The following is a 17,752-nucleotide window of genomic DNA, read 5'->3' on the forward strand; positions in this document are numbered from 1 at the left end:
AAGGGGAAACACTATGCGCACTACGGGCATCTGGGCTCTCGCCCTGACGACGCTGATTGGCTCACAGAGCGTGAGCGCGGCAGATTTACCCGGCAAGGGGATCGCGGTACAGCCGGTGCAAAGCACCATTTCCGAAGAGACCTTCCAGACGCTGCTGGTCAGCAAGGCGCTGGAAAAACTGGGTTACGACGTGAAAGAACCGCGTGAAGTGGATTACAACGTCGCCTACACCTCGATCGCCTCCGGCGACGCGACCTTTATCGCGGTCAACTGGGATCCGCTGCACGCCGATCAGTACAAGGCCGCCGGCGGCGACGCCAAGTTCTACCGCGAAGGCGTCTACGTCAACGGCGCCGCGCAGGGCTACCTGATCGACAAGAAGACCGCCGAGCAATACCACATCACCAACGTCGAACAGCTCAAGGATCCCAAGATCGCCAAGCTGTTCGACACCAACGGCGACGGCAAGGCCGATCTGACCGGCTGCACCCCGGGCTGGGGCTGCGAAGCGGTGATCAACCACCACATCAAGGCCTACGGCCTGAGCAACACCGTCGAGCACAACCAGGGCAACTACGCGGCGATGATCGCCGACACCATCACCCGCTACAAAGAGGGCAAACCGGTGCTGTATTACACCTGGACGCCGTACTGGGTCAGCGATGTGATGGTGCCGGGCCGCGACGTGGTCTGGCTGCAGGTGCCGTTCTCCTCTCTGCCGGGCGAGCAGAAGAACGTCGACACCAAGCTGCCTAACGGCGCCAACTACGGCTTCCCGGTCAACACCATGCGCATCGCCGCCAACAAGCAGTGGGCCGAAGCCAATCCGGCGGCCGCCAAGCTGTTCGCCATCATGAAGCTGCCGATCGCCGACATCAACGCGCAAAACCTGCGTATGCATGAAGGCCAGGCTTCGGAAGCCGACATCCAGAACCACGTCAACGGCTGGATCAAGGCGCACCAGGCGACCTTCGACGGCTGGGTGAAAACCGCCGCCGAGGCGGCGAAGCCGTAACCGATCGGGGGCGCCGCATCCGCCGCCCCCTACCCCGCCATATCAATGCCGCTGAACTGTAAAAAACGTGCGGCGGCGTTTGACAAGGGCTGCGGCCAGATGCAATACACCTGGCGTCGCGGCCCGTCTTCAATCGGAATCGACACCAGCGTGCTTAGGCGTTGCGCGGTCGAGATCGGTACGATGCCCGCCGCCAATCCGCGCCGCACCAGATTCTCCAACCATTCGATATGATCGATTTCAAAACTGACGTGCCGGCGGATGCCCGCCGCCTGGAAGGCGCGATCGGTTTGGCGCCGCGCACCGGTGCCGCTGTAGAAATCCACCAGCGGCACTTCCGCCAGCGCCTGCAGGTTCACCCGCTCGCGGTTGGCCAGCGGATGCTGCGGCGCCACCAACGCCACCAGCGGCTCATCGGTCAACTGCCGGTGCGACATCGGCAGCAAATCGACATCGCCGGGCCAGATGCCGACGAACGCCATATCGCACTTCTGCTGACGCACGTCCTCCAGCAGGGCTTCGCTCATGCCGACGTACAGGCGGATGTTCACCGCCGGATAGTGGCGATGAAACTTGTCGAGCTTTTCGGTCAGATCAATCGCGTTTATGGTTGAAATGGTGCCGATGGTCAAGGTGCCGGACACCGCATCCCCGGCGGCGGTCACCTCTTCCACCAGCGCCTGCTGCGCCGCCAGCAGCCGCTGCGCCGAGGGAATGAAAGCCTGGCCGGCGGGGGTCAATCGCACCCGACGCGAGGTGCGCTCAAACAGCGTACAGCCCAGCTCTTCTTCCAGTTTGGCGATCTGGTGGCTGAGCGCCGACTGCACCGTATGGCAGCGCTGCGCCGCCCGGGTGAAGCTCTGTTCCTCCGCCACCGCCAGCGCATAGCGGATCTGTTTCAGGTTCATGGCATCTATCTTGAAATGAGATAAATCAAATGAAAATTATACATTGGTTTCCGCAGACGCGTTGCCGGATACTGCGCGCTATCTTCTTCCCGTGATGAAAAAATCATGAACCAACAAAACGTCCACCCGGGCCTCAGCCCGGCGCTGACCGTGCTGATCGCCATCGCTACCGGCCTGGCGGTCGCCAGCAACTATTACGCGCAGCCGCTGCTGGAAACCATCGCCACCGGCTTCAATCTGTCGGTCAACCAGGCCGGCTTTATCGTCACAGCCGCGCAGCTCGGTTACGCCACCGGCCTGCTGCTGCTGGTGCCGCTCGGCGATATGTTCGAGCGCCGCGGGCTGATCGTTTTCATGACGCTGCTGGCCGCCGGGGGTATGCTGATCACCGCCACCTCCGCCACGCTGCCGATGATGATCCTCGGCACCGCGCTCACCGGGCTGTTCTCTGTGGTGGCGCAGATCCTGGTGCCGCTGGCCGCCACGCTGGCTCACCCGGAAAAGCGCGGCAAGACCGTCGGCATCATCATGAGCGGCCTGCTGCTCGGCATCCTGCTGGCGCGCACCGTCGCGGGCGCACTGGCGTCGTTCGGCGGCTGGCGCACCATCTACTGGGTCGCCAGCGTGCTGATGATCCTGATGGCGCTGATCCTGTGGCGCGCGCTGCCGCGCTATAAGCAGCACTCCGGGCTGAACTACCCGCAGCTGCTGGCCTCGATCTTCAGCCTGCTCTGCCGCACGCCGCTGCTGCGCACCCGCGCCATCCTCGGCGCCCTGTCGTTCGCCAACTTCAGCGTGCTCTGGACCTCCATGGCCTTTCTGCTCGCCGCGCCGCCGTTCAACTACTCCGAGGGGGTGATCGGGCTGTTCGGCCTGGTGGGCGCCGCCGGGGCGCTGGCCGCTTCACGCGCCGGGCATCTGGCGGATAAGGGCAAGGCCGGGCTGACCACCACCGTCGGCCTGCTGCTGCTGCTGCTGTCCTGGATACCCATCGCGTTGGCTAAACAATCGCTGTGGGCGCTGATCGCCGGCATCCTGATCCTCGATCTGGCGGTGCAGGCAGTACACGTCACCAACCAGAGCGTGATGTACCGCATCATGCCGGACGCGCGCAACCGCCTGACCGCCGGCTACATGACCAGCTACTTTATCGGCGGCGCCCTCGGTTCACTGCTCTCCGCCTCGGCCTATCAGCATGCCGGCTGGTACGGCGTGGCCGCCGCCGGCGGGGTGTTATGCCTGCTCAACCTGCTGACCTGGTGGCTCGGCAAGCACCACGATCCGCAGGGGCCGGCGACAATCTGATTATCGTGCAAATAGTAACTTAAGAAATTTATTAGCGGTGCAGGGTATAAACATTACTTACTCTCTGGTAATGTTCTGGCCATAAACTATTGAAGTCCTATCTACCCTGCGACCCACAACCATGCAAAGCCAAGCTGCAGACAGCCTCAATCCGCCCGCCGTCAGCGCCACCTTCGCCAACGGCGTCGTCGACAGTTTGCCGATCGTCATCGGGTATGTCCCGGTGGCGTTCGCCTTCGGCCTCAGCGCCGTCAAACTGGGCTTTTCCCCGCTGGAAAGCATTTTCTTCTCCTGCATCATCTACGCCGGCGCCAGCCAGTTCGTGATCACCGCCCTGCTGAGCGCCGGAATGTCGCTGTGGGTCTCCGCGTTGACGGTGATGGCGATGGACGTGCGCCACCTGCTGTACGGCCCGGCGCTGCGTCACCGCATCGTCTCGCGCATGTCACCCGGCAAAACGGCGATGTGGGCCTTTGGCCTGACCGATGAAGTTTTCGCCGCCGCGACCGCCAGGCTGATGCGCAATAACCGCAGCTGGAGCGAAAACTGGATGCTGGGCATCGCGCTCTGTTCCTGGCTCTCCTGGGTCGCCGGCACCGCGCTCGGCGCGCTGTTCGGCAACGGCCCGCTGGAGCAGTTCCCTGTGATCGAAGCCTCGCTGGCCTTCATGCTGCCGGCGCTGTTTCTCAGCTTCCTGCTGGCCGCCTTCCGCCGCCCGCAGAGCCTGACTATCGCCGCCGCGCTGGCCGGCGCGCTGCTCGGCGTAGTGATGTTCTCCATTCCGGTCGCCATTTTGGCCGGCATCGGCGCCGGCTGCATCGCCGCCCTGTTCCAGCCAGCCCCTGCGGAGGCCCCCCATGAACACTGATGTGCTGGCGATCGGTCTGGTGGTGGGCTGCGCCAATTACCTGTTCCGTTATCTGCCGCTGCGGCTGGCGCCGGCGCGCGCCCAGCCCGGCCTCAAACGCGGTAAAGCCGCCCTGCTGCTCGACAGCATCGGCATCGCCTCGATCTGCGCCCTGCTGGTGGTCTCCAGCACGCCGGTGGTGATGCGCGAACCGGACAAGCTGCTGCCGACGTTGGTGGGGTTCGCCGCGCTGGCGCTGTGCTTCTACCGCAGCAAAAGCATCATTCTGTCGACGCTGCTCGGCGCGACGGCCTTTGGCGTCACATTAAAGCTGTTAATGCTTTTCGGTCCGGGCTGACGCCGCTCCGATCGTTTGGCTTCACTTTGGCGTTTTCAGGCGCCACATCTTTACAAACACTGACAAATGACACGAATTGCTAAATTATCCGCACGGCTGAACATTTACATTATTAGTCACCGTCGTTACTATCTCGAACGAAATTAATGAGGCCCTAAATTATGGAAAGCTCGTTTGCCCCCATAGAACAAATGCTGAATTTCCGCGCCACGCGGCAGAAAGATTTCCCTTATCAGGAAATCCTGCTGACCCGCCTGTGCATGCACATGCAAGGCAAGCTGCTGGAAAACCGCAATAAGATGCTCAAGGCGCAGGGGATTAACGAAACACTGTTTATGGCGCTGATTACCCTGGATGCGCAGGAGAGCCACAGCATCCAACCTTCTGAGCTAAGCTCTGCCTTGGGCTCCTCGCGCACCAATGCGACCCGCATCGCCGATGAGCTGGAGAAACGCGGCTGGATCGAGCGCCGGGAAAGCGACAACGATCGCCGCTGCCTGCATCTGCATCTGACACCGCAGGGGGAAGAGTTTCTCAGTCAACTGCTGCCACCGCAGCACCAATGTCTGCATTTCCTGTGGTCCACGCTGACCGACGATGAGCAAAAACAGCTGGAACAGCTGACGCGCAAATTGCTGGCACGTCTGGATCAAATGGAAATCACAGAACAGTTACCCTAATTCACAATTTCTGTTCAGGTACCTATTATGCGATCCCCATTTAACTGGAGATTCACCCCGCTGTTCGCCGTGTTGCTGCTGGCCGGGTGTGCTTCGACCGATAATATTGCCCCGCAATCCACGCTGATGGATCCGCAGAGCCTGCAGTTGGCTCAGCCGAAAGTCAGTTCGCTGGCCGTCAGCCCGCAGTGGTGGCGCGCCCTCAAGGATCCGCAATTGGATACCCTGATGACGCAAACGCTGCAAAGCTCGCCGACCCTGCGGCAGGCCGCCGCCCGCGTGCGCGAAGCGCAAAGCGTGGTGGGTGAAGCCAGCGCCGCCAACGGGCCGAACCTGGATCTGAACGCCAGCACCCAGCGCCAGCGCGTGCCGCAAAACGTCAATATGGGGTTGGGGTATCCGCATAAGCCGATCTATTCAAGCTCCAACTCGCTGGGGTTGAACCTGGCGTACGAGTTCGACTGGTGGGGCAAATACCGCAACCAGGTGAACGCCGCCAAAGCGCAGGTCAACGCCGCGCGCGCCGAGCAGGAACAGGCGGCGCTGACGCTGACCAGCTCGGTGGCGTCCGCCTATTATCAGCTGCAGAGCAATCTGGCGCTCGAGAAGCTGCTGCAGCAGGAAGTGAACAACAATGAGCGCCTGACCGCGCTGCGCCAACAGCGCTATCAGGCCGGTCTGACCGGCGTCGACGTGCCGCAACAAACCCAGGCGCAGTCCGACGTCGCCAAGCAGCAGATCCTGCAGCTGCAGTCGCAGATCGAGCAGCTCCGGCACCAGCTCGCCGCGCTGGCGGGCCAGGGGCCGAACGCCATGCAGCACCTGCGTCAGGTGCCTTTGCCCGCAGACAACCTGATGGCGCCGCAGGGCGAGCTGACGGCGGATCTGCTGGGCAAACGCCCGGACATCGCCGCGCAACGCCAGCTGGTGGAGTCTTACAGCCAGCGCGTCAGCGCCGCACGTAAAGAGTTTTACCCCAGCCTGACCATTTCAGCCTTCGCCGGCCTGATGACCACCAATACCAGTGGCACCAGCCCGAATCTGTTTGAAGCGGCCAGCCAGGCCTGGAACGTGATGCCGGCGATTTCGCTGCCGATCTTCCACGCCGGGGCGCTGCGCAGCAAGCTGGGCGAGGAATCCGCGCTGTATGACGAAGCGGTGGAATCCTACAACCAAACCATCCTGAATGCGGTACAGGAAACCGCCGACGCCATCACCATCCAGCAGAGTTCTGCGCAACAGCAGCTGCAGGCGGCGTCCGCGGCCCAGTCGATGCAACAGGTGTATCAGGTCGCCAACGCCCGTTACCAGGCAGGGATTATCGGGCGCGACGATCTGTTGACCAGCCAGACGCAGCTATTGCAGCAGCAACAGGCGGAGTTGAATGCCAGCAGCAACTTACTGCAGGCGAAGATAGGACTGATCCGTGCGCTGGGCGGTGGCTATCAGGCCCCGGCCGCAGCGGATTCGAAAGCATAATAATATAAGGCTTGGAGAACACCATGAGCGCAAGCGCGGAAATCCAAAACCCGCAGCAGCCGAGCGGCAAAAAGAAGCAGCGTAAATTTTGGCTGCTGTTGCTGACGGTTATTTTCATTGTTATAGGGGTGGCTTACTTAGTGTATTGGTTCCTGGTGCTGCGTCATCACCAGGAAACCGACGACGCCTACGTCTCCGGCAACCAGGTGCAGATCATGGCCCAGGTGTCCGGCAGCGTGAACAGCGTCAATTTCGACAACACCGACTACGTCAAGCAGGGCGACGTGCTGCTGACGCTCGATCCGACCGATGCCGAGCAGGCGTTTGAACGCGCCAAGACCGGCCTGGCCAACAGCGTGCGTCAGACCCACCAGTTGATCATCAACAGCAAGCAATATCAGGCCAACATCGCCCTGCGCAAGACCGATCTGAGCAAGGCCGAGAACGATCTGAAGCGCCGCGTGGTGCTGGGCAGCGTTGACGCCATCGGCCGCGAAGAGCTGCAACACGCGCGCGATGCGGTCGACAGCGCCAAGGCCGCGCTGGAAGTGGCGGTGCAGCAATACAACGCCAACCAGGCGATGGTGCTGAATACCCCGCTGGAACAGCAGCCGGCGATCCAACAGGCCGCCGCGCAAATGCGCGACGCCTGGCTGGCGCTGCAGCGTACCAAAGTGATCAGCCCCATTACCGGCTATGTCTCGCGCCGCAGCGTGCAGGTCGGCGCGCAGATCGCCGCCGGTTCGCCGCTGATGGCGGTGGTGCCGGCCGATCACATTTGGGTTGACGCCAACTTCAAGGAAACCCAGATCGCCAACATGCGCATCGGCCAGCCGGCGACGGTGGTCAGCGACGTCTACGGCGATGACGTGGTGTATCAGGGCAAAGTGGCCGGTATCGACATGGGCACCGGCAGCGCCTTCTCGCTGCTGCCGGCCCAGAACGCGACCGGCAACTGGATCAAAGTGGTGCAACGTCTGCCGGTGCGTATTGAGCTCGACGCCAAGCAGGTGGCCGATCATCCGCTGCGCATCGGGCTTTCGACGCTGGTGACCGTCGACACCGCCAACCTGGACGGCCGCGTGCTGGCCGACGTGGTGCGCGACAAACCGCTGTACCAGAGCGACGCGCTGGCCTTGAACCTGGCGCCGGTTAATCAGCTGATCGCCGACGTGATCCATGCGAACGCCGGCTAAGCGCGCGGGAGGCCATCTTGCCACAGAAACCGCTTGAAGGCGCCCAGCTCGCCTGGATGACGGTCGCGCTCGCCATGGCGACCTTCATGCAGGTGCTGGACTCCACCATCGCCAACGTGGCGATCCCCACCATTGCCGGTAACCTCGGGTCTTCCAACTCGCAGGGCACCTGGGTGATCACCTCGTTCGGCGTGGCGAACGCCATCTCGATCCCGATCACCGGCTGGCTGGCGAAGCGCATCGGCGAAGTGCGGCTGTTCCTCTGGTCCACCGCGCTGTTCGTCCTCGCCTCCTGGCTGTGCGGCATCTCCAACAGCCTCGGCATGCTGATCTTCTTCCGCGTGATCCAGGGCGTGGTGGCCGGGCCGCTGATCCCGCTGTCGCAGAGCCTGTTGCTGAACAACTACCCGCCCGCCAAGCGGGCGATGGCCCTGGCGCTTTGGTCGATGACCGTTATCGTCGCGCCGATCTTCGGGCCGATCCTCGGCGGTTACATCAGCGACAACTACCATTGGGGCTGGATCTTCTTCATCAACATCCCGATCGGCGCCTTCGTGATCGTGGCGGCGATCGCGACGCTGAAGGGGCGAGAAACCAAAACCGAGATCAAACCGATCGACACCGTCGGCCTGGTGCTGCTGATCGTCGGCATCGGTTCGCTGCAGGTGATGCTCGATCAGGGCAAGGAGCTGGACTGGTTCAACTCGACCGAGATCATCACCCTGACCGTCGTGGCGGTGGTGGCGTTGCTGTTCCTGGTGGTCTGGGAGCTGACGGACGACCACCCGGTGGTGGATCTGTCACTGTTCAAGTCACGCAACTTCACCATCGGCTGCCTGTGCATCAGCCTGGCCTACATGCTGTACTTTGGCGCCATCGTGCTGTTGCCGCAGCTGCTGCAAGAGGTATACGGCTATACCGCCACCTGGGCGGGGCTGGCGTCGGCGCCGGTCGGGCTGATCCCGGTGCTGCTGTCGCCGATCATCGGTAAGTTCGGCAACCGGCTCGACATGCGCAAGCTGGTGACCTTCAGCTTCATCATGTATGCCGTGTGCTTCTACTGGCGCGCCTATACGTTTGAGCCAGGCATGGACTTCGGCGCTTCGGCCTGGCCGCAGTTCGTCCAGGGTTTCGCCATCGCCTGCTTCTTCATGCCGTTGACCACCATCACGCTGTCCGGCCTGCCGCCGGAACGCATGGCGGCGGCGTCGAGCCTGTCGAACTTTACGCGAACGCTGGCGGGTTCGATCGGTACCTCGATCACCACCACCCTGTGGACGCAGCGCGAATCACAGCACCATTCGCAGCTGACGGAGTTCGTCAATCCGTACAACCCGCAGTCGCAGGAGATGTACCGGCAGCTGGAGCAGCTCGGCATGAGCAAACAACAGGCGTCGGCCTACATCGCCAACGAGATCACCGCGCAAGGCCTGATCATCTCCGCCAACGAGATCTTCTGGCTGTCGGCCGGGGTATTCCTGGTGCTGCTGGCGCTGGTGTGGGTGGCGAAACCGCCGTTCAGCTCCGGCGGCGGTGGGGGCGGCGGCGCCCACTAAGCTTCAATAACGAAACGGGCGCCCTGAGGCGCCCGTTTTTTATCCGACGTAGAAAAGATTACGCCTGATTCTGACGCCACCAGTCCGCCAGCAGAATGCCGGTCGCCACGGAAACGTTCAGGCTTTCCACCTTGCCGGTGCCGCCGATCGAGACGTTCATGTCGCCCTGCTGCCAGGCGCTGTCGCTCAGGCCGTCACGTTCCTGGCCCAGCACCAGCACCATCTTGGCCGGCAGCTTGGCCTGCGCCAGCGCGGTGCCTTTATGGCTGGAGGTGGTAACGATGGTGTAACCCGCCTTGCGGAAGGTATCCAGCACCGACAGGAAATCGTCGGCGTTGATCGCCTTGATATGCTCAGCGCCGCCTTCTGCGGTACGCACCGCCGCGCCGGACTCCAGCAGCGCCGGATCCTGCAGCAGCACGCCGTTGACGCCGAAGTGGGCGCACGAACGAACGATGGCGCCCAGGTTATGCGGGTTGCCTACTTCTTCCAGCGCCAGCACGCAGTCGGTCGCCGGGGCGGTTTTCAGGTAGGTCTGCGCGTCCAGCCCCTGACGTTTTTTGATCAGGAAGCACACGCCGCCGTGGTGCTCGGTGCCGGAAGCCTTGGCCAGCTCTTCCTCATCCACTACGTGGTAAGCCTTGCGGTTGGCCGCCATCCAGCGCAGCGCTTCGCGGAAGCGCGGGGTGACCGACTGCACGAACCAGGCGCGCACGATCGCTTCCGGGCGGCTGGCGAACAGCGCCTGACAGGCGTTTTCACCGTAAACGCGGGTTTCTTCCGCGCGCTGGCGGCGCAGCTGCTCAGGATCGATAAAGCTTTTGCCGCTGATGCCGCCGTGATCGAACGCCGGCTCTTCATTCGGCGCACGCGAGACGGTTCTCCACGGCGACTCGTTGCCGCCGCGATCTTCAGAGCGCGCCGGACGGCGAGGACGATCGCTTTCACTGCGGCGGGAGTCGGCGCCGCGGCGATCGTTGCCGCCGCGCGCCTTGTCTTGACCGGTACGGCCCGAGCGCGCACCGTCAGCCGGACGGCCTTTGCCGGCCGGACGTTTATTCTTGTTGCGGTCGTCGCCGTTGTCGTCGTCACTGCGGACGTACATCACTTTGACTTTACCGTTCTTGCCACTAAATGAATCGTTCATTGTCTTCTCCACCAACGCGCAGGGCGCGAAGATTACCTGATGTTGGTGCACGAAGCCACCAACTTGCGCTAAAAGCTCCCAACTATCACATCCATTGAACAAACCTCATTGTTCATGCGCCGGGTTTTGCCGATAATTGTCAGCATTAAAGAAACATCTCCGCAACCGCGTTGCGGGGACCATGCTTTCTCTGTACCCGAGGTCAACATGAATACAGTTTGTGCAGCTTGCAATGCCACCAACCGCGTGCCGGAAGAACGTCTGGCGGACAACGCGAAATGCGGCCGCTGCGGCCATGAGCTCTTCGACGGTGAAGTGATCAACGCCACCGCCGCCACGCTGGACCAGTTGCTGCAGGACGATCTGCCGGTCGTGGTCGATTTCTGGGCGCCGTGGTGCGGCCCGTGCCGCAGCTTTGCGCCGATCTTTGAAGACGTGGCCGAAGAGCGCGCCGGCAAAGTGCGCTTCGTGAAAGTGAACACCGAAGCCGAGCCGGAGCTGAGCGCCCGTTTCCGCATCCGCAGCATCCCGACCATCATGGTGTTCCGTCAGGGCAAAATGGTCGATATGCTCAACGGCGCGATGCCGAAAGCGCCGTTTGACAACTGGCTCAACGAGTTAGTGTGATTCGGCAAGTATAGGCCGTATCCCGCCATCGCGCGCGAACGCGCCCCGATCGAGCCCGCCCCTCCCGGCGGGCTTTTTTCTGCGTTACAATGGCGGTTTTTCCCCAGGATCGTTATGACCGACAACGCCGTACTTCGCCTGCGCCAATTCCGTTTAGACCGCGCCACCCGCCCTTTTCTGGCGCGCGGTTGCCGGGTGGCGCGTTGTCAGGGTTGCCTGCTACCGCATAAAAACTGCCTGTGCGACACCATTCGCCCGCAGCAGGCCGGCAGCCGTTTCTGCCTGATCATGTTCGGCGCCGAGCCGCTCAAGCCCAGCAACACCGGCCGCCTGATCGCCGATATCCTGCCGGACACCCAGGCGTTTCTCTGGTCACGCACCGAGATCGATCCGGCCCTGCTGGCGGCCATCAACGATCCGGCGCGGCAGCCTTATGTGGTGTTCCCCGCTTCCTACGCCGACGCCGAACGGCCGGTGTTCAGCGAGCTGCCCGCCGGCGGCAAACCGCCGCTGTTCATCATGCTGGACGGCACCTGGGCGGAAGCGCGCAAAATGTTCCGTAAAAGCCCGTACCTCAATCAATTCCCGGTGTTTTCCCTCAACGTCGACGCGGCATCGGACTACCAGCTGCGCGAAGCCAGCCGCGCCGAGCAACACTGCACGGCGGAAGTGGCCGCCGCCCTGCTGCAACAGGCGGGCGATCTGCCGGCCGCCGACGGATTGAATCAGCATTTCCGCTATTTCCGTCAACAGTATCTGGCGGGAAAACCGACCCGGCCGGAGGCACCGGTCACAGCAATGTAGCCAGAAAGCGCCTAAAATCAGGCGTAACGTTGCCAAAAGGAGCCGTGCATGAGCCAGCGAGGGTTAGAAGCGCTACTACGTCCCAAATCGATCGCCGTGCTGGGCGCGTCGCAGCAGCCCGGCCGCGCCGGCAACCTGATGATGAGCAACCTGCTGGCCGGCGGTTTCGGCGGGCCCATCTTGCCGGTCACGCCGCGCTACAAGGCGGTATGCGGCGTGATGGCCTACCCCGACGTCGCCAGCCTGCCGCTGACGCCGGATCTGGCGATCATCTGCACCCACGCCAAACGCAATCTGGCGCTGATTGAAGCGCTGGGCCAACGCGGCTGCAAAACCGCCATCGTGCTCTCTTCGCCGCCGGAACAGTTCGCCGAGCTGAAGGCCTGCGCACAGCGCTACGCCATGCGGCTGTTAGGGCCCAACAGCCTGGGGCTGCTGGCGCCGTGGCAGGGCATCAACGCCAGCTTCTCGCCGGTGCCGATCCAAAAGGGCAAGCTGGCGTTTATCTCGCAGTCCGCCGCCGTGGCCAACACCATTCTCGACTGGGCGCAGCAGCGCGAAGTCGGTTTCTCCTACTTCATCGCGCTGGGCGACAGCCTGGATATCGACGTCGACGACCTGCTCGACTTTTTGGCGCGCGACAGCAAGACCAGCGCCATCCTGCTGTATCTGGAAAACATCAGCGACGCACGGCGCTTTCTCTCCGCCTCGCGCAGCGCCTCACGCAACAAGCCCATTCTGGTGATCAAAAGCGGCCGCAGCCAACAGGCGCAGCTGCTGCTCAACAGCCAGCTGGGGCTGGACGCCGCCTATGACGCCGCCATCCAGCGCGCCGGCCTGCTGCGCGTGCAGGATACCCACGAGCTGTTCTCGGCGGTGGAAACCCTCAGCCATATGCATCCGCTGCGCGGCGAGCGGCTGATGATCGTCAGCAACGGGGCAGCGCCGGCGGCGATGGCGCTGGACGAACTGCTCGGACGCAACGGCAAGCTGGCCACGCTGAGCGATGAGAGCCTGGCAAAATTGAGCGACGCGCTGCCGGATTTCATCCGAGCCGGCAATCCGCTCGACCTGCGCGATGACGCCACGCCGCAGCGCTTCCTGGCGGCAATCGAAGCGCTGCTCGACAGCCACGACTATGACGCGCTGCTGTTGATCCACGCGCCGAGCGCGGCGGCGCCGGGCACCGCCACGGCGGAACGGCTGATCGATGCGCTACATCGCCATGCGCGCGGCAAGCGCATCACGTTGCTGACCAACTGGTGCGGCGAATACTCTTCGCAAGAGGCGCGCCGGCTGTTTACCGAGGCCGCCATTCCCACCTACCGCACCCCGGAAGGCGCGGTGACCGCCTTTATGCATATGGTGGAATATCGCCGCAATCAGAAGCAGCTGAAAGAGACGCCGGCGCTGCCGATCGGCCTGACCGCCAACACCGCCGACGCCCACCGGTTGATCCATCAGGCGCTGGCCGAAGGCGCCACCCAGTTGGATACCCACGAGGTGCAATCCATCCTGCAGGCCTATGACCTGAGCACCCTGCCGACCTGGATCGCCGAGGACAGCGCCGAAGCGGTACACATTGCCGAACAGATCGGCTACCCGGTGGCGCTGAAGCTGCGTTCGCCGGATATCCCGCATAAATCGGAAGTTCAGGGCGTCATGCTCTACCTGCGCACCGCGACCGAAGTGCAGCGCGCGGCGGAGGCGATCCTCGACCGCGTGAAGCGCACCTACCCTCAGGCGCGCATTCACGGCCTGCTGGTGCAGAGCATGGCCAACCGCGCCGGTGCCCAGGAGCTGCGCATCGCGGTGGAGCAGGATGCGATTTTCGGCCCGCTGATCATGCTGGGCGAAGGCGGCGTGGAATGGCGCCAGGAAAATCAGGTGGCGGTCGCGCTGCCGCCGCTGAACATGGCGCTGGCGCGTTATCTGGTGCTGCAGGCGGTGAAAGGCGGCAAGATCCGCGGCCGCAGCGCGCTGCGGCCTTTGGATATCCCCGGGCTGAGCCGCCTGCTGGTGCAGGTCTCCAACCTGATCCTCGACTGCCCGGAGATCGCCCGGCTGGATATTCACCCGGTGCTGGCCTCCGGCAGCGAATTCACCCTGCTGGACGTTTCGATGCAGCTCGCGCCGTTCAGCGGCGATCCGCAGGCGCGGCTGGCGATTCGCCCTTATCCGCATGAGCTGGAAGAAACCATCGCGTTGAAAGACGGCAGCCAATGCCTGTTCCGCCCGATCCTGCCGGAAGACGAGCCGGCGCTGAAGCATTTCATTGACCGGGTGACCAAGGAAGACCTCTATTATCGCTACTTCAGCGAGATCAACGAGTTTACCCATGACGATTTGGCCAACATGACGCAGATCGACTACGATCGAGAAATGGCCTTTGTGGCGGTGCGCGCAGACGAGATCATCGGCGTGACCCGCGCGCTGTCCGATCCGGACAACACCGACGCCGAATTCGCCGTGCTGGTGCGTTCCGACCTGAAAGGCCTGGGCCTGGGCCGCCAGCTGCTGGAGAAAATGATCGCCTATGCGCGCGCCCATGGCCTGACCCGTCTGAGCGGCATCACCATGCCGAATAACCGCGGCATGATCGCGTTGGCGCAGCGGCTGGGCTTTGGCATCGAGGTGCAGCTTGAGGACGGCATCGTCAATCTGACGCTGCCGCTGCAGGCCGCCGACGCGCAGTGACCTGCGTCGCAATGCGCTACGAATCCACCACTTAACGCCAAAACATACGCACAATCGAGGCAACTAATGGTATTATCGCCCGATTATTCGGTTTAATGTTTTTATGCCTGTGGCGTTCCGGCCATCAATCATGAGAGAAGAAACGCACTGTGATGTTGTCAAAATTTAAACGTAGCAAACATCAACAACACCTTGCACAACTGCCCAAACTCCCCCAGACGGTTGCTGATGTTCGTACGTTGTACGCGCCGTCCGATTTTCGCACCACGCTGCTGGACGCCATCGCCAACGCTACCCAACGCATCTATCTGGTGGCTCTGTATCTGGAGCATGACGACGCCGGGCGCGAGATCCTCAACGCGCTGTATCAAGCCAAGCAGCGGCGGCCCGAGCTGGAAATCTGCGTGCTGGTCGACTGGCACCGCGCACAGCGCGGCCGCATCGGCGCCGCCGCCGCCAATACCAACGCCGACTGGTACTGCGCCATGGTCGGCCAACATCCCGAGCAGTCGGTGCCTATCTACGGCGTGCCGGTCAATACCCGCGAAGCGTTGGGCGTACTGCACCTGAAGGGCTTTGTGGTCGACGATACCGTGATCTACAGCGGCGCCAGCATCAACGACGTTTATCTGCATCAGCATGAGAAATACCGTTACGATCGCTACCAGCTGATCACCAACGAGGTGTTGGCCGATACCCTGATCGATTACATCAAGCAGCATCTGCTCACCGCCGGCGCCGTACAGCGCCTCGATCGCAGCGATCGGCCGAAAAGCCCGGAGATAAAAAACGAGACCCGCCTGTTCCGTTTCGCCCTGCGCCGCGCCGGCTATCACTTCCGCGGCAAGGCCGGCAACGATGAGTTGGCGGTGACGCCGCTGGTTGGGCTTGGCAAGCAAAGCGTGCTGAATAAAACCATTCATCACCTGATGTCGTGCGCCGACCAGAAACTGACGCTGTGCACCCCTTATTTCAACCTGCCGGCGCTGCTGGTGCGCAATATCATTTATCTGCTGCGCCAGGGCAAACAGGTGGAGATCATCGTCGGCGACAAGACCGCCAACGACTTCTATATTCCGGAAGACCAGCCGTTCAAAATCATCGGCGCGCTGCCCTACCTGTACGAGATCAACCTGCGCCGTTTTCTGAGCCGCTTGCAGCGCTATATCGACACCGGGCAGCTGATCGTGCGTCTGTGGAAGGATGGCGATAACAGCTATCATCTGAAAGGCATGTGGGTTGACGAAGAGTGGCAGCTGATTACCGGCAATAATCTCAACCCGCGCGCCTGGCGGTTGGATCTGGAAAACGCCATTCTGATCCACGATCCCAAGCAGGAAATGCGCGAGCAGCGGCAAACAGAACTGGAGTGCATCCGCACTCACACCACCGTGGTCGGCCATTATCAGGAGCTGCAAAGCATTCAGCAGTACCCAATCAAGGTGCGCAAGCTGATTCGCCGTCTGCGGCGTATCCGCATCGATCGGTTGATTAGCCGTATCCTGTAAGATCTACTCTGACCCCGGCCAAGGCCGGGGTTTTTATTACAGCTGTATTTCCTTGCCTTTGCGATGCAGCCGGAGCGAGACCAGCAACGCCAGCAGGCACATGCCGGAAACATACCAGAAGAAGGCATTTTCCACGCCGAACGATTTAAGCGACAGCGCGACATATTCCGCCGAACCGCCGAACAGGGCATTCGCTACCGCATAAGACAAGCCTACCCCTAACGCACGCACCTCCGGCGGGAACATCTCGGCTTTAAGCAGCCCGCTGATCGAGGTGTAAAAGCTGACAACGAACAACGCCAGTACGATCAGGCCGAACGCCATAAAGGGGTTGCTCACCCCTTTCAGGGCGAACAGGATCGGCACCGTCAACAGGGTGGCCAATGCCGAGAAGATCAGCATCGAGCTGCGACGGCCGATTTTGTCCGAGAACGCGCCTGCCGCCGGCTGCAGCAACATGAAGACGAACAGCGCGGCGGTCATGATGGCGCTGGCCAGCTTGGCGTCCATACCGGCGGTGTTCACCAGATATTTCTGCATATAGGTGGTAAAAGTGTAAAAGGTCAGTGAACCGGCGGCGGTAAAGCCCAACACCATCACAAACGCCTTGCGGTTTTTCCATAGCCCCGTCAGCGAACCGGCATCTTGGTGGTTACGTGTTTTCGCATCGGAGGTTTCATTCAGCGAACGGCGCAGGTACAACGCCACCACCGCCAACACGGCCCCCAAGGCAAACGGGATGCGCCATCCCCAGGCCTTCAGCTCTTCGCCGGACAATATCTGCTGCAGGATCACCAATACCAGCAGCGCCAGCAGTTGCCCGCCGATCAGCGTGACATACTGGAACGATGCGTAGAAGCCGCGCCGCCCCTTGATTGCCACCTCGCTCATGTAGGTGGCGCTGGTGCCGTACTCGCCGCCCACAGACAGCCCCTGGAACAATCGCGCGATCAGCAGCAGCGCCGGCGCCCAGCTGCCGATCGACTCATACGTCGGCAGACAGGCGATCACCAGCGATCCGGCGCACATCATGCAGACCGAAAGCAGCATTGAGTTTTTTCGGCCGTGTTTATCGGCAATGTAGCCGAACAGCCAGCCGCCGATCGGCCGCATAAAGAAGCCGGCGGCGAACACACCGGCAGTTTGCAGCAGTTGTGTCGTGCTGTTGCCCGCCGGAAAAAATGAGGCGGCAAAGTAGATTGAGCAGAAGGAGTAAACGTAAAAATCAAACCACTCCACCAGATTGCCTGATGAAGCCCCGACGATGGCAAAAATGCGTTTTTTGTTATCCAGCGCCCCCTGTTCGACGCCGCGTTCATCCTCAAGAACCGAGGTTGTTTCTGTCATGGTATTTTCTCCGAGCCATAGCAATGATGAAATTCGGCGTCCTGCCGCTCTGGTTGTTACTTTATTGTTATTTATAAGTTAACAGCCAAACTTAATAGCGGACGAAGAATATCTGGCGTTTGGAGGGACAATGCGCGGAATTTGTGATGAATATTAAACCGCACGCTGAAAGCTGAAGCGGATTGCAACGGGGATTTTCCGTTTTACGCATAGCAAAAAGCCCTGAACGTCAGTTCAGGGCTTTCGGCTTTATTTGATGCCTGGCAGTTTATGGCGGG

The 17,752-nt window shown here is 61.8% G+C and carries 15 protein-coding genes; 12 read left to right on the forward strand and 3 right to left on the reverse strand.

Annotated elements, in window-relative coordinates; all coding sequences use genetic code 11:
- Positions 1 to 13 precede the first annotated feature (13 nt).
- The gene (gene proX / locus SSARUM2_RS19070; RefSeq protein ID WP_033635697.1) at positions 14 to 1,015 is read left to right on the forward strand and encodes a glycine betaine/L-proline ABC transporter substrate-binding protein ProX; all 1,002 of its coding nucleotides are present in this window, start codon (positions 14 to 16) and stop codon (positions 1,013 to 1,015) included.
- A 29-nt stretch (positions 1,016 to 1,044) separates the two neighbouring features.
- Here the strand turns inward: proX and SSARUM2_RS19075 are convergent, their stop codons facing one another.
- Positions 1,045 to 1,923 carry a LysR family transcriptional regulator gene (locus tag SSARUM2_RS19075; RefSeq protein ID WP_033649770.1) on the reverse strand — a complete coding sequence of 293 codons (879 nt, stop codon included), beginning with the start codon at positions 1,921 to 1,923 and terminating at the stop codon, positions 1,045 to 1,047.
- Between the two features lie 105 nt (positions 1,924 to 2,028).
- On the opposite strand from SSARUM2_RS19075, the gene SSARUM2_RS19080 reads away from it, so the two are divergent.
- From SSARUM2_RS19080 to emrB, 7 genes are all read left to right on the forward strand, one after another.
- Positions 2,029 to 3,228, forward strand: coding sequence for an MFS transporter (locus tag SSARUM2_RS19080; RefSeq protein WP_060453073.1), 1,200 nt, complete (start codon positions 2,029 to 2,031; stop codon positions 3,226 to 3,228).
- Between the two features lie 121 nt (positions 3,229 to 3,349).
- Positions 3,350 to 4,096, forward strand: a complete 747-nt coding sequence (locus tag SSARUM2_RS19085) for an AzlC family ABC transporter permease (RefSeq protein ID WP_060439355.1) — start codon at positions 3,350 to 3,352, stop codon at positions 4,094 to 4,096.
- Positions 4,086 to 4,433, forward strand: coding sequence for an L-valine transporter subunit YgaH (ygaH, locus tag SSARUM2_RS19090; RefSeq protein ID WP_033649768.1), 348 nt, complete (start codon positions 4,086 to 4,088; stop codon positions 4,431 to 4,433). The genes SSARUM2_RS19085 and ygaH overlap by 11 nt, the downstream gene beginning before the upstream one ends.
- A gap of 161 nt (positions 4,434 to 4,594) precedes the next feature.
- On the forward strand, positions 4,595 to 5,113 hold the full coding sequence (gene mprA / locus SSARUM2_RS19095; protein WP_004928879.1) for a transcriptional repressor MprA: 519 nt from the start codon (positions 4,595 to 4,597) through the stop codon (positions 5,111 to 5,113).
- A 27-nt stretch (positions 5,114 to 5,140) separates the two neighbouring features.
- Entirely contained in the window at positions 5,141 to 6,592 is a 1,452-nt protein-coding gene (locus SSARUM2_RS19100; RefSeq protein ID WP_033635706.1) for an efflux transporter outer membrane subunit, read from the forward strand.
- Positions 6,593 to 6,615: 23 nt separating this feature from the next.
- A complete protein-coding gene (gene emrA, locus SSARUM2_RS19105) occupies positions 6,616 to 7,788 on the forward strand; it encodes a multidrug efflux MFS transporter periplasmic adaptor subunit EmrA (RefSeq protein WP_033649764.1) in 1,173 nt (390 codons plus the stop codon).
- 17 nt (positions 7,789 to 7,805) lie between these two features.
- On the forward strand, positions 7,806 to 9,344 hold the full coding sequence (gene emrB, locus SSARUM2_RS19110) for a multidrug efflux MFS transporter permease subunit EmrB (RefSeq protein WP_060453074.1): 1,539 nt from the start codon (positions 7,806 to 7,808) through the stop codon (positions 9,342 to 9,344).
- Positions 9,345 to 9,402: 58 nt separating this feature from the next.
- On the opposite strand, the gene SSARUM2_RS19115 is transcribed toward emrB, so the two are convergent.
- The gene (locus tag SSARUM2_RS19115) at positions 9,403 to 10,491 is read right to left on the reverse strand and encodes a tRNA/rRNA methyltransferase (RefSeq protein WP_004928870.1); all 1,089 of its coding nucleotides are present in this window, start codon (positions 10,489 to 10,491) and stop codon (positions 9,403 to 9,405) included.
- Positions 10,492 to 10,698: 207 nt separating this feature from the next.
- Here SSARUM2_RS19115 and trxC point away from each other — a divergent pair, with 207 nt between their 5' ends.
- The 4 genes from trxC (at position 10,699) to pssA (ending at position 16,127) form a co-directional block, all read left to right on the forward strand.
- On the forward strand, positions 10,699 to 11,118 hold the full coding sequence (gene trxC / locus SSARUM2_RS19120) for a thioredoxin TrxC (RefSeq protein ID WP_004928868.1): 420 nt from the start codon (positions 10,699 to 10,701) through the stop codon (positions 11,116 to 11,118).
- Between the two features lie 114 nt (positions 11,119 to 11,232).
- A complete protein-coding gene (locus SSARUM2_RS19125) occupies positions 11,233 to 11,922 on the forward strand; it encodes a tRNA-uridine aminocarboxypropyltransferase (protein WP_033635710.1) in 690 nt (229 codons plus the stop codon).
- A gap of 48 nt (positions 11,923 to 11,970) precedes the next feature.
- Positions 11,971 to 14,619, forward strand: a complete 2,649-nt coding sequence (locus tag SSARUM2_RS19130; RefSeq protein WP_033654341.1) for a bifunctional acetate--CoA ligase family protein/GNAT family N-acetyltransferase — start codon at positions 11,971 to 11,973, stop codon at positions 14,617 to 14,619.
- Positions 14,620 to 14,771: 152 nt separating this feature from the next.
- The gene (gene pssA, locus SSARUM2_RS19135; RefSeq protein WP_060439353.1) at positions 14,772 to 16,127 is read left to right on the forward strand and encodes a CDP-diacylglycerol--serine O-phosphatidyltransferase; all 1,356 of its coding nucleotides are present in this window, start codon (positions 14,772 to 14,774) and stop codon (positions 16,125 to 16,127) included.
- Between the two features lie 36 nt (positions 16,128 to 16,163).
- Here the strand turns inward: pssA and SSARUM2_RS19140 are convergent, their stop codons facing one another.
- Positions 16,164 to 17,474, reverse strand: a complete 1,311-nt coding sequence (locus SSARUM2_RS19140) for an MFS family transporter (RefSeq protein WP_033654343.1) — start codon at positions 17,472 to 17,474, stop codon at positions 16,164 to 16,166.
- Positions 17,475 to 17,752 lie beyond the last annotated feature (278 nt).

This window comes from Serratia sp. K-E0102 (assembly GCF_029962625.1).
GTDB lineage: Bacteria > Pseudomonadota > Gammaproteobacteria > Enterobacterales > Enterobacteriaceae > Serratia > Serratia sarumanii.

Excerpts from the sequence above, each read along its gene's own strand:
- proX (WP_033635697.1), top strand. The coding sequence starts at position 14 with ATGCGCACTACGGGCATCTGGGCTCTCGCCCTGACGACGCTGATTGGC.
- SSARUM2_RS19075 (WP_033649770.1), bottom strand. The coding sequence starts at position 1,923 with ATGAACCTGAAACAGATCCGCTATGCGCTGGCGGTGGCGGAGGAACAG.
- SSARUM2_RS19080 (WP_060453073.1), top strand. The coding sequence starts at position 2,029 with ATGAACCAACAAAACGTCCACCCGGGCCTCAGCCCGGCGCTGACCGTG.
- SSARUM2_RS19085 (WP_060439355.1), top strand. The coding sequence starts at position 3,350 with ATGCAAAGCCAAGCTGCAGACAGCCTCAATCCGCCCGCCGTCAGCGCC.
- ygaH (WP_033649768.1), top strand. The coding sequence starts at position 4,086 with ATGAACACTGATGTGCTGGCGATCGGTCTGGTGGTGGGCTGCGCCAAT.
- mprA (WP_004928879.1), top strand. The coding sequence starts at position 4,595 with ATGGAAAGCTCGTTTGCCCCCATAGAACAAATGCTGAATTTCCGCGCC.
- SSARUM2_RS19100 (WP_033635706.1), top strand. The coding sequence starts at position 5,141 with ATGCGATCCCCATTTAACTGGAGATTCACCCCGCTGTTCGCCGTGTTG.
- emrA (WP_033649764.1), top strand. The coding sequence starts at position 6,616 with ATGAGCGCAAGCGCGGAAATCCAAAACCCGCAGCAGCCGAGCGGCAAA.
- SSARUM2_RS19115 (WP_004928870.1), bottom strand. The coding sequence starts at position 10,491 with ATGAACGATTCATTTAGTGGCAAGAACGGTAAAGTCAAAGTGATGTAC.
- trxC (WP_004928868.1), top strand. The coding sequence starts at position 10,699 with ATGAATACAGTTTGTGCAGCTTGCAATGCCACCAACCGCGTGCCGGAA.
- SSARUM2_RS19125 (WP_033635710.1), top strand. The coding sequence starts at position 11,233 with ATGACCGACAACGCCGTACTTCGCCTGCGCCAATTCCGTTTAGACCGC.
- SSARUM2_RS19130 (WP_033654341.1), top strand. The coding sequence starts at position 11,971 with ATGAGCCAGCGAGGGTTAGAAGCGCTACTACGTCCCAAATCGATCGCC.
- pssA (WP_060439353.1), top strand. The coding sequence starts at position 14,772 with ATGTTGTCAAAATTTAAACGTAGCAAACATCAACAACACCTTGCACAA.
- SSARUM2_RS19140 (WP_033654343.1), bottom strand. The coding sequence starts at position 17,474 with ATGACAGAAACAACCTCGGTTCTTGAGGATGAACGCGGCGTCGAACAG.